The following is an 11,224-nucleotide window of genomic DNA, read 5'->3' as shown; positions in this document are numbered from 1 at the left end:
TTTTGTGGCGATTGTAATCCCTCACTTTGCCGGTAAAGGGCCAGCACCTCTTCCAGCTCTTTTCCTGCCAGATCACTCGGAAATGGCGTATATTCCAGCACCGCGAGCGCCATTTTCCCAAATGACGGGAAGACTTGGGAAAACTCTGGAAAATATCGATCAAGCCAGCGAATCATTTGATTTCGAATCGCTCCCTGTTCTTCCACCAATTTGGAGCGAAATGTCGCTCCAACGCGCAGTTCGGCCTCCATCCCTTTCAGAATGCGCGGATAGCTGAATCGGCCGTCTTTCACTAACCGGGCAATGACGAGCGCGTCTTTCGCATCATGCTTGGTTGGAAGATTGTCGTCCAGCTCTTTGGAGCGCTTCACGTGCATCGGGTTTGTCATGACGAGAGGAATGCCCTTCTCGTCAAGAAAGTAAGCGAGATTGAGCCAATAATGTCCCGTTGGCTCGATGCCAACGATCACTTCCGTTTTTTCAAATTCCTCCATCGCTTTCACGATGCACTGGTACAACCATTCCAACCCTTCTCTGGATTGCGGAACGGGAAACGATTTTTTCAGCACCCTCCCTCGCTCATCCACAAAGCAGGCGTAATGCTTCTTTTTCGCGATATCCATGCCAACGACGAGCGTTTGATCGGTGACTTGATTAATCTTCTTGTTTGAGATAGAATTCATGTATAGTCCTCCTTGGTATCCAAATTAGGGGTCAATTCGTGCGATTGACACCCCCGAATCATACCAAGAGGGCTTTTTTTATTCAAGTCCCCGAAAAAACTTCTAACAGGAATGCTCCTTTTGTTTTGATATTATCATAACCGAAAAATATCTCGAATTCAAATATTTTTATATAAATATTTTTTGACAAGGTAAAAGAAAAAAGAACCAATTTTGATAAGATCTTCTTTAAGTAGACAGTGGACAAGGCCCATATACTTAGAGGGGATTTTTTTGGAACGAAAAAAGCAAGCATTTCGTCATTATTAAGAAAAAGGCTCTGCTTCCTTATTGACGAAAAGCACCCTTTAGAAAATTCGCGTTTTTCATTTTTGTTTAACCTCTGCAAGCAATTGGCTTATTGCAAAGGAATCAGGGCGGGAGAGATGGTTCGAATGGTGTTGGCATAGCCGATCAATAGAATGTTTTATAGAGAGAAGTGAAAGAATGAACAGTAAAAAGAAATCTTGATTTTGGATAATTCCAAAAAATATTTTTTTGTTTATGATTACAGCGGCTCTGATTTGAGGCGTTTTCCATCACATCATGACAGTGTATAAGCAAAATATCCACCATTAGGACAATTAGTTGAAACGTTTGCAGATGATTCAATAGAATGATTGGCATTTCACTTATTTTATCCAGCTAATAGTGTGAATAGAACCGGCGGAACGACCGATTGTCTTTGATGTGGCCGAAAACACTCTTTGCCTCGGACCGGGTGCAGAGTTCTGTTTTCTCTTCACAATAAAGGACTGTTTTTGCCTTTGCCTTCATTTCATTCCTTAGAGAAGATAAAATCAATCATTTTAATATATAGCATCGGCAATTATTTAGGAGATTGAGGAAGGCTTTCTAACCGTTGTTCAAACAAGTCCAAAATAGCAGAAGAAGTAACGGCAGGGGCTCGCTTGTTTGCTTCGACATTATATTTATCGTTAAATATTTTTTTACAAAAAAAACATTATAAATAAGGGGGTGTCTAATAAGTCGTTTTTACGGCTTATTGACGCCCCCATTAATGCTTTAGAAACGTTGATATATCGGTGTTTATGATTTTTTGTTTTCAATGGCGATTTGACTTTCTGGACAGCCCCTTGTATTCTATTGTCTCATATTATCTGGAAAAATATTTAAGTCGATTCCCCATACAGTTGGCATGATAAAGTAAATCATTAATGTAATAGCAATAATGCATAAAATATTTAACCAGAAACCAGCTTTGACCATATCGTTAATAGTGATATAACCAGATCCGAACACAACTGCGTTTGGCGGAGTTGCAACCGGTAACATAAAGGCACATGAAGCGGAAAGTCCAGCAGCAACTAACAATGCATAAGGATGTACTTCAAGGGATAACGCTAATGAAGCCATAATCGGATACATCATGGTTGCAGTAGCTGTATTGGATGTAATCTCTGTTAAGAAAATAACGAGAGCAGTAACTAGTGTTACCAGTATCATGAAATGGACACCTTGAAGAACTGTTAATTGCTCACCAATCCATTTAGCTAGACCCGAATCACTAAATCCTTTAGCAATGGCTAGACCTCCACCAAATAGCAGAAGGATCCCCCAAGGAATTTTCACTGCATCTTCCCAGTTTAAGATTCTACCGGATTTCCCTCTTTTAGCCGGAAGTAAGAATAGTAGAACTGCTGCCATAATGGCGATAACGGTGTCATCTGGGATAAATTTTAAAATGAAAGTTCTAGAAATCCATGCAAAAGCTGTCAAAATAAATACGATAAAAACTAATTTTTCCTCAAAGGACATTGCTCCAAGATCTCGTTTTTGCGATTGAATAACTTCTCTTCCACCCGGCAGCTCTTTTAATTTGAGCGGGAATCCTGCTTTAACCAGGTAAACCCATGCGATAATTAATAGAATCGTAGCTAATGGGAGACCAAATGCCATCCATGTTGCAAATGAAATTTCAATTCCATAAAATTCCTTAACAAAGGAAGCAAAAATAGTATTTGGCGGTGTTCCAATTAATGTTCCTAAACCACCGATAGAAGCAGAATAGGCAATTCCCAACATTAACGTTTTTGCAAAGTTGTTACGTTGAGAATGATCGTTAATAGACTCATTCACATGATGGATAACTGCTAGCCCGATTGGCATCATCATCATAGCTGTTGCACTATTTGAAATCCATAAGGATAAAAACCCTGTTGCGACCATAAACCCCAAAATTAATCGGTTTGTATTTGTTCCGACAGCTAAAATAATATTCAGGGCAATTCTACGATGTAGGTTCCATTTTTCCATTGCTACAGCGATAATGAATCCGCCCATAAATAGAAAAATATTATTATCAGCATAGGAACTTGTAATATTACCTTCTATTGCCCCTGTAAGCGGAAACAATATAATAGGTAATAAAGAGGTAGCCGGAATTGGAATGGCTTCAGTGATCCACCATGTAGCGACCCAAAGTGTACTTGCTAAAACAGCAATTGCTTGCTCACTCATACCAGCAGGCTCGATAAAGAAATAAAATAAAATAAATAGTGCAGGTCCAAGGATAAGTCCAACTTTTTGACGAGCTGTCATTTTTTCAGGTTTTTGATTATGAGGATTGTCATTGAGACTGTTAGAGTCGTTTAGATTTTTTGCATCGGAGGTATTTGTTTTTGCGAAGAATAATAATGTGTCTTTTGCTTTATAATGCATCTCCCACAATTTGTTCCATAATGTCGAAACGGCAGTGTTCACTTGATCACCCTTTCTTTTTATTATTAGTTTTTTAGTAAAATAATTTTAATATGTACAATATACATAATATTTTAAAATGTAAACGCAGTCAACAATATTTATTAGACTTTTGTAAAATTAGAATAAATTCCCATTATACAATGTAAGATACGTACAAGAAAATTAGCGGAACATTTGTTATAGTGAAGAAGGAATAAAGGAAATCCACTCCAAGCCAATGGAAGGGAAGCTAAAAAATTCCTCCAATTGTTCCGCAAAAATAATAGAAAGAAGATGCTTAGATTAGTTTTTGCTTGTTCACCAATCCAAGAACTGACAATGGAATGACTACCAAATGCGAATACCGAAATTTCAATCATAATTGTTACAATTGATGACAAAACAAACGTTAATCATGCACCAAACATAGTTATTAGAAAAGATACCATTAAAGTTTTTGAATGTCCTGATTGGTCGGCTTTTGACTCATTATATATTGAACTGATACTTCCAAATATATAAACAACAAAAAGGAGACCGATAACTGTTTAAAAAAGAATGAGGTTTTGTTAACAAATACCCAATATAGTTACAAAACTGTCCATAACAAAAAATCATGAAATATAACAGGCATTGATTAAGTCCGAAATTTTGTGTAAAAAGAAATGGCAAAAAGCAGTTTGATTTTCCTAAGACTTAAATTCGCTAGACCAAGAGCAAAATTTTACACAATAATCAGGACTTGCCCCAGGCATTAGCGAATTATTTTTCGGAACGAATAGCTGTTATACCATGTAATGATTTTAATTGTCAATGCTTTGGATCAGGGAGAATGATGATAAAATTGCACTTAATATCAAATATTAACGAGAGATTTTATTGTTCAATAAGTTTTATGACATCGCTCAAACTTTTTTCTGCCATGGAATGAAGTCGCAAATCATAATTTTCGAAAGGTAAAGACTTCGTTACTGGATTTGGCACAATTACGCATTTCAGTCCAGCAGCTAGAGCTGCTTGGAGCCCATTTAAAGAATCTTCAAATGCTAATGCTTCATTTGAGCTGATGTTTAAGGCATCAACTGCTTTTAAATACAAATCAGGTGCCGGTTTTACCTTCTCAACATCATCCTGTGTGATAATAGTATTAAAATAGTTTAACACCCCAAGTTCATCTAAATAATGAGTTACCCACTCCCTTGTGGAGCTTGAAGCAATAGCAATTTTATATCCTAAATCGTTTGCTTCTTGCAAATAATCCTTTACACCTTCACGTGCCTGAGGTGTTTTCATCTTTTCTTTATAAATGCTTTCTGCTTTGGCATCAATTTCCTCAATATTACAGCTTTCTCCCAATTGTTGTTTGAAAAACTCGTAAAGTACTGTATTATCTGATCCAACGCTTTTTACATAATGTTCAAGGGGCAAATCAACATTATAATAACCTAAAGTTTCTTTATAAGCCTCAAACCAGGGAGTCTCTGTGTCTATAATTAAACCGTCGAAATCAAAAATAATTGCTTTTATCAAAGCCTTTTCTCCTTTCCACTCATGAGGATAAAATAAATACACCTTCATAAACTATATGCAATAAAGTTAACTCAATATGTTCCAGCAATTCTGAACACCAATCGATTGCTCATGATTTCAATAATAGTCTAATCGTTTCTTTTTATGCGGATAAAGGAATATATATTGTATCGGTTCACGCTCATAATTAGGAGCACATTTCCTGACCTTTCAGTTCATTTCGTCAAATAAATTCGGTCCTCTCCCTGCCGCAAAACCTTCATCGCCCGTTTTTTCTCTCCAATGTAAACAAAGATGTCTCACTCCGGTCTTGAAGATGGGGGGAGACCAGTTTTCTCTTTTCTGGTATTCGTCTAAGCAGAATAGAAGGACTCGGTCACATGGCAGCCGTTCTGGCAAAGACATCTGCCTGGATCACGCTGCATCGAGTCCTTTTTTTACCTTAAAATAGAAATGTTGTATTTTTCTCACTGTAAAACAACATCATGAACAATTTTTGCATTGTGCTCCAGCTGAATACCGAAACACAGTTTTGCATAATCTTTTTTTACAACTGTCTATTTGGCAGGGAAAAGACTATTTACACAGTCTTCTTACTTATTCAACGAGACCAAGCTTTTTCAAACCGTGATAGACACCGGAATTTGTTACGTCTGTTGTTTGGTGCTTCGCATATGACAAAAGGTTTGGATCTGCGTTCCCCATTGCAAAACCTTCGCCGACTATTGAGAGCATCTCTTTATCATTCATGGCATCGCCAAAGGCAATGGCGCTTTCTTTTGGCACGCCAAGATAATTTAATATTGCTTTGACAGCTTTGCCCTTATTGACCTTTTCCCTAATGACATCGTAGCATTGGGCCAGGCCTTCGATATTCACTTGGGATAAGTATATAAGATCGTCTTTTTCATAAAGAGAAACATCGCGATCAGCTAAATTTAATATCGTCATTCCTAAAACTTGATCGATGATATCATATGAAAACAACTCATTTTTTTGTAAATGAAATTTTTGAATGAAATTTTTCATAGCAGGGGAATCAAACGAGCTAAGGACATTTTTTTCTCTTGTATACATGACGAGCTCATGTCCATGGTGTTTGGCGGTATGCACAAAGTTTTGAACAAGATCTGGATTCATCGGCTCTTTTAAAATCTCGCGGCCCCTATAAACCGTAAATGCGCCGTTATAGCCAATAAACGATTGAACGTTCAGCTCTTTGCCGATATGCGAAATTTCATGCAAAGGTCTCCCTGTTGCCAGAAAGACCTCTACACCTTGTTTCTGAACTGCAGCTACAGCTCTTTTCGTAGATTCTTGAATTTGATCATCCGGTGTCAAAATTGTTCCGTCTATGTCCAAAAATAAAAGTTTATATGTCATCTCCATAAACTCCCATTAAAAATTATTTTGTTGTAAGATTTTATCATAAAATAAAAATTGTGAAAACTCTAACAAGATGAATTGTCTTGCAAAAATAGTTTTTGTGCCGGGCTGAAGAATATTTGAAACATTTCAATTCGCCAATTCGTATATTGAAAAAACGGATACAGAGGTGGATTTATATGTCAGTAGTCAACATTTTAAAATGGGTAAGCGGGGGTCTTGAAGCATTTTTCGGAATTCCAGTTATAGGTGGAACGATTATATTATCTTTCCTATGGACGCCTTTGGCGTTTATGTTTGTACTGCACCTTGTGACGTTGATTTTTGCCATTATAACAAATAAAAACAAGCATGGCAGCATTTTAGGAATTATTACTTCCTGCATTGCATGGATTCCGATTGTTGGAATGGTGATGCATATCATAACGGCAATTTTCCTCTTGATTGATGCATACCGCGAGTATAAATATGAAATTTAATGTTTTTTTGCTTACAGGGTCTTAGACCCTGTTTTTTTAGAAAAAAAAAGTTACTGACTGTAGATGAGCAAATCCGCTAACATAAATTTACAACCAAACAAAAAAGAAGACATGAACCCGATTCCTTGGTTAGAATAGATGTGCCAAAAAACCATTCAAACAAGGAGGTTCATGTCTCATGAATAGACTAGCACATCATCAAGGAATTCACAAGTTTTTCACGATGTTAGGATTGGCGCTTTATTTCTCGAAACCTGTTATGAAGCATCTTGTTCATATCGTGGATGCCATGATCACCAAGGGCTTTTCGGGAACACTAACCGATTTACATCATGGGAGTTTTCATCCGAACCATCGAACGACACTCAGCCATTTTTTCACGAAAAGCCCGTGGGAGGAAGAGACATTGCTTCGCAAACTCCAGCAATGGATGCTTCATCGTGTCGAACGGATCGCCAAACAGAAAAATCAACCCCTTTTTGTTTCGATCGATGATACGATTTGCCAAAAAACAAAGCCTTCGTCACGGGCCACGCACGCCATTCAAGGGTGTGATTGGCACTATTCTCACACAGAGAAAAAGTCGATCTGGGGACATTCTCTTGTTTGGCTCATGGTTCATACGATGACCCAGGCTTTTCCCTTTGCGTTCCGCCTCTACGACAAGGCGGCTGGGAAAAGCAAGGGGGAACTCGCGATCGAGATGCTTTCTTCTTTGGATGTACGCCGTCCCGTTTATGTGCTGATGGATTCGTGGTATCCATCGCAAGCGCTCGTGGAAGCCTGTCTGAAAAAAGGATTTCACGTCATCGCGATGCTCAAAACGAACCGGATTCTCTATCCGAAAGGCATCGCCATCCAAGCCAAACAGTTTGCCCGCTATATCGAACCGAACGACACCCATCTCGTCACGGTGGGAGAAGAGCGTTATCGCGTGTATCGCTACGAGGGATCGCTGAAAGGTCTCGATGATGCCGTTGTGTTGTTGGCTTGGAAAGCCGATCAGCCGATGACACCCGAACATCTTCACTGCGTCTTGAGCACCGACCGGGATCTAAGCGATGAAGAGATCTTGCGCTACTATGCCCAACGTTGGTCGATCGAATGCTTTTTTCGACAAGCGAAAGACCAGCTGAAGCTCGATGGGTACCGCGTTCGCGGGCGTCGGGCGGTGAAACGGTATTGGATCTTGGTGCAACTCGCTTATGTGTACAGTATGGTCGAGTCCAACCGGGATTTCCCTACTGGGCTTGATCTTCTCCGAACGAAGAAAGGGCATAGTCTTGTCGAGTTCATTTACCATGCAGCGAAGCAAGATATTCCCATTGATGTTGTCAAAAAACAGCTCCATGTGGCATAAGGGGTACCCTGTTTGTCTCTTTTTACATGGTAATTATTGTAATTAAAATTGCTCAACTACAGTTACTGACCTAAAAAAATTGGATGTGTTATCGGCATCTGTGCCTTCTGCTTTCTAATCCAAGATGAGAAATGTCAGTCTTCAAAAGCTGAACAACTTTGGTACAAGCCGCGATGCTACGACAATTCAAATAGTACTTCCAAGCAGGAACTAGGCTGGGAAATATACGAAAGGCTTACCGTCCAAACACTTTTGGATGCTGATGGCAAATAATATATGAAGAACGAGTGCGTAGTGCGTAAGAGGGGAGAAGCTCCATTGAGAAAAAGATAAAGGACAAGCTTTTCGGCTTGTCCGAAATGAATTCGTATGAGATTTGATTGAAAAGGAGTTTAAGTCAACCCGCATGCCGGATACTTGCCTTATTCACAGCACTTTGCTTAAAAAAGCTTTTGTTCGTTCGTGTTTAGGATTGTTAAAAAGCTCGCTAGGTGTGTTTTCCTCTACAATATATCCGCCGTCCATGAAAATCACGCGATCGCTCACTTCTTTGGCAAATCCGATTTCATGCGTCACGACGACCATCGTCATTCCTTCCGCCGCTAATTCTTTCATCACTGTTAACACTTCACCGACCATTTCTGGATCGAGGGCGGATGTAGGTTCATCGAAAAGCATAATTTTAGGATTCATTGCAAGAGCGCGGGCAATGGCAACGCGCTGTTTTTGGCCCCCTGATAATTCGCTTGGATAGCTTGAAGCTTTTTCGCTTAATCCCACTTTTTTCAGCAGCTGCAAAGCTTTTTCGTTTGCTTCCTGTTCCGAGACTCCTTTTACTTTTATCGGAGCAAGTGTAATATTTTCCAACACTGTTTTATGCGGAAATAGGTTAAACTGCTGAAACACCATTCCAACCTCTTGACGAACTTTATTAATGTCCAAGTTTGGATTTGTAATATCTTGACCGTTCACGATAACCTGTCCTGCCGTAATGTCCTCAAGCTTGTTTAAACAGCGAAGAAACGTGCTTTTGCCTGAACCGGATGGACCAATGACGCATACAACTTCTTTTTCTTTAATGTCTACACTGATGTCTTTTAACACTTCAAGATTCCCAAAGCTTTTCTTTAAATGTTTTACTTGAATCATCCGGTTGTTGTTCTCCTTTCAACAAGGCTTAATAATTTGCTTAAGGACAATGTCAGAACAAGATAGATGAGCGCAACGGTGAGGTATGGCTCCCATACAATATAATATTGCCCTTGCATTGCCCGTCCCCAATACATCAGTTCTGGAGTGGCAATAATCGCTGCAATCGACGATTCTTTAATAAGGACGACAAATTCGTTGCCAAGCGGCGGAATCATCCGTTTTGTCGCCTGCGGCAAAATAACGTAGCGCATCGCCTGTTTATGGCTCATGCCAAGCGATCTTGCCGCTTCCATCTGACCTTTGTCAATCGATTGAATGCCTGCCCGAAAAATTTCCGCTATATAGGCGGCGGAATTTAAGGAAAGTGCAACAATGGCAGCAATAACTCCATTTGTATCGCCGATTAGCAGCGGTACGAGCCCGAAATGAACGAGCAGCATCTGGACAAAAAGAGGCGTGCCTCTGAAAAATGTAACGTACCATGAAAAGGGCAGGCGAATAAATTTATTTTGAGCAATTTTCCCGATGCCGATAAAAAGACCCAAAATGGTGCCGATGGCGATTGCACCAAGGGAAAGTCCAATTGTTACAAGCGTTCCTTGGAAGAAAAAGGGTGCATATTCAGCTATGAGATCAAAACGAAAATTCATACATATATCTCCCCGCGTGCATTCCGGACAAGCAAAATACCTGTGGAATGCTGAAAATTATTGCTGATTTTTTAATATATCAATATCTGGTTCGACACCAAACCATTTTTTATAAATCTCACTGTACGTTCCGTTTTCAAACAGTGTATTGATCGCTTTGTCAAGTTCTGGTTTTAATTTGCTTCCTTTCGCGAACATTAGACCGTAAAACTCCGAATCGAAATTTTCCGGATCTTTAATTGCTTTCAATTTTTTGTCCGGATTATTTTTAATATATTCGTTGACAACCGCGTTATCGGCCACAACTGCGTCTGCGCCTCCGTTCAGAAGTTCCATGATCGCGAGGACGTTGTCTTCAAATTTTTTAACCGTTCCATCGCCGGCAAGTATTTTTTCAGCGGCTGTCTGACCGGTTGTTCCGTTTTGGACAGCAACTTTTTTGCCTTTCAGATCAAGCGCATTTTGAATATCGCTGTCTTCAGGAACTAAAATCATAAGAGTTGATTCAAAATACGGAACAGAAAAATCGTATGTTTGCTTTCTGTCTTCAGTAATGGACACAGAGGAAGCTGCCAAGTCAGCTTGTTTTCTTTGAACTTCAGCAAACATTGGATCCCATCCGGTATGTTTAATGTCTACTTTATAACCGGCCTCTTTAGCCACAGCGTTTATGAAATCAATATCAAAGCCGACAACTTTACCTTTGTCGATATATTCAAACGGAGCGTATGCTGCGTTTGTAACAACCTTTAACGTTTCTTTCTTCTCACTGCTTTCTCCTTTATCGCCTTCAGAACCTCCTGCACCGCATGCTGAAAGTATAAGCATTAGGCTTGTGAAAACAGCAAGTGCAATTATTTTGCTAAAATATTTTTTCATAAGTACCTCCTTATAAATGAATCAAAGAATGAAATTCGTTTCGACATTTACTGGTCTATTATAAATGAAAGATGTATATTCTTTCAATAACATGCATATTGATTCGAAATGATTGTTTTATTTGAAATTATATCATAAAAAGTGTCATGTTAAAATGAACAATTGCAGGCGGATAAAGAGCAAATTTTTCATGAAGAAGACGAAAATTTGGATTGTAAATAAAAAGAGAGTATAATGATTGGCAGAAATTATCATAAAAAAGCAGGTGCAGAACTTTTGGTACCAACCTGAAAATACAAATTCTTCTGTCTTATCGTTCAAATTTGTTGGGGAATTACGGAATTTGTTGGAATAATTTCCAAT

Annotated in this window: 9 protein-coding genes; 2 read left to right on the top strand and 7 right to left on the bottom strand. The window is 39.1% G+C overall.

Translation table 11 applies throughout. The features are described 5' to 3' along the window. From NSR00_RS12345 to NSR00_RS12330, 4 genes are all read right to left on the bottom strand, one after another. On the bottom strand, positions 1-683 hold a 683-nt coding region (locus NSR00_RS12345), incomplete at its 3' end, for an IS110 family transposase (RefSeq protein WP_340789081.1). Between the two features lie 1,143 nt (positions 684-1,826). Beyond that, positions 1,827-3,404 carry an SLC13 family permease gene (locus NSR00_RS12340; RefSeq protein WP_340789255.1) on the bottom strand — a complete coding sequence of 526 codons (1,578 nt, stop codon included), beginning with the start codon at positions 3,402-3,404 and terminating at the stop codon, positions 1,827-1,829. Positions 3,405-4,301: 897 nt separating this feature from the next. Continuing rightward, positions 4,302-4,955, bottom strand: a complete 654-nt coding sequence (locus tag NSR00_RS12335) for an HAD family hydrolase (RefSeq protein WP_340789079.1) — start codon at positions 4,953-4,955, stop codon at positions 4,302-4,304. A gap of 597 nt (positions 4,956-5,552) precedes the next feature. After that, positions 5,553-6,338, bottom strand: a complete 786-nt coding sequence (locus NSR00_RS12330; protein ID WP_340789077.1) for an HAD family hydrolase — start codon at positions 6,336-6,338, stop codon at positions 5,553-5,555. 182 nt (positions 6,339-6,520) lie between these two features. Here NSR00_RS12330 and NSR00_RS12325 point away from each other — a divergent pair, with 182 nt between their 5' ends. Together NSR00_RS12325 and NSR00_RS12320 are read left to right on the top strand one after the other, a co-directional pair. Then, positions 6,521-6,820: a hypothetical protein gene (locus NSR00_RS12325; RefSeq protein WP_094244754.1), complete on the top strand. Its 300-nt coding sequence runs from the start codon at positions 6,521-6,523 to the stop codon at positions 6,818-6,820. Positions 6,821-6,998: 178 nt separating this feature from the next. Continuing rightward, positions 6,999-8,180 carry an IS701 family transposase gene (locus NSR00_RS12320; protein ID WP_340789074.1) on the top strand — a complete coding sequence of 394 codons (1,182 nt, stop codon included), beginning with the start codon at positions 6,999-7,001 and terminating at the stop codon, positions 8,178-8,180. A 426-nt stretch (positions 8,181-8,606) separates the two neighbouring features. On the opposite strand, the gene NSR00_RS12315 is transcribed toward NSR00_RS12320, so the two are convergent. Genes NSR00_RS12315 through NSR00_RS12305 form a run of 3 tightly spaced genes read right to left on the bottom strand, consistent with a single transcriptional unit; the run spans position 8,607 to position 10,861 of the window. Further along, positions 8,607-9,329 (bottom strand): amino acid ABC transporter ATP-binding protein, encoded by a 723-nt coding sequence (locus NSR00_RS12315; RefSeq protein ID WP_063389086.1) that lies wholly within the window; start codon positions 9,327-9,329, stop codon positions 8,607-8,609. Then, a complete protein-coding gene (locus tag NSR00_RS12310) occupies positions 9,326-9,982 on the bottom strand; it encodes an amino acid ABC transporter permease (protein ID WP_340789072.1) in 657 nt (218 codons plus the stop codon). Before NSR00_RS12310 ends, NSR00_RS12315 begins: the two co-directional genes overlap by 4 nt. Before the next feature lie 57 nt (positions 9,983-10,039). Further along, positions 10,040-10,861 carry a basic amino acid ABC transporter substrate-binding protein gene (locus NSR00_RS12305; RefSeq protein ID WP_117016876.1) on the bottom strand — a complete coding sequence of 274 codons (822 nt, stop codon included), beginning with the start codon at positions 10,859-10,861 and terminating at the stop codon, positions 10,040-10,042. Positions 10,862-11,224: the final 363 nt, after the last annotated feature.

It is taken from the genome of Aeribacillus sp. FSL K6-8394 (genome assembly GCF_038008865.1).
GTDB lineage: Bacteria > Bacillota > Bacilli > Bacillales > Aeribacillaceae > Aeribacillus > Aeribacillus composti.
This window is presented reverse-complemented; position numbering and strand designations above follow the sequence as displayed.

Coding starts and splice junctions, on each gene's coding strand:
- NSR00_RS12340 (WP_340789255.1), bottom strand. CDS start 3,404: ATGCATTATAAAGCAAAAGACACATTATTATTCTTCGCAAAAACAAAT.
- NSR00_RS12325 (WP_094244754.1), top strand. CDS start 6,521: ATGTCAGTAGTCAACATTTTAAAATGGGTAAGCGGGGGTCTTGAAGCA.
- NSR00_RS12305 (WP_117016876.1), bottom strand. CDS start 10,861: ATGAAAAAATATTTTAGCAAAATAATTGCACTTGCTGTTTTCACAAGC.
- NSR00_RS12310 (WP_340789072.1), bottom strand. CDS start 9,982: ATGAATTTTCGTTTTGATCTCATAGCTGAATATGCACCCTTTTTCTTC.
- NSR00_RS12315 (WP_063389086.1), bottom strand. CDS start 9,329: ATGATTCAAGTAAAACATTTAAAGAAAAGCTTTGGGAATCTTGAAGTG.
- NSR00_RS12320 (WP_340789074.1), top strand. CDS start 6,999: ATGAATAGACTAGCACATCATCAAGGAATTCACAAGTTTTTCACGATG.
- NSR00_RS12330 (WP_340789077.1), bottom strand. CDS start 6,338: ATGACATATAAACTTTTATTTTTGGACATAGACGGAACAATTTTGACA.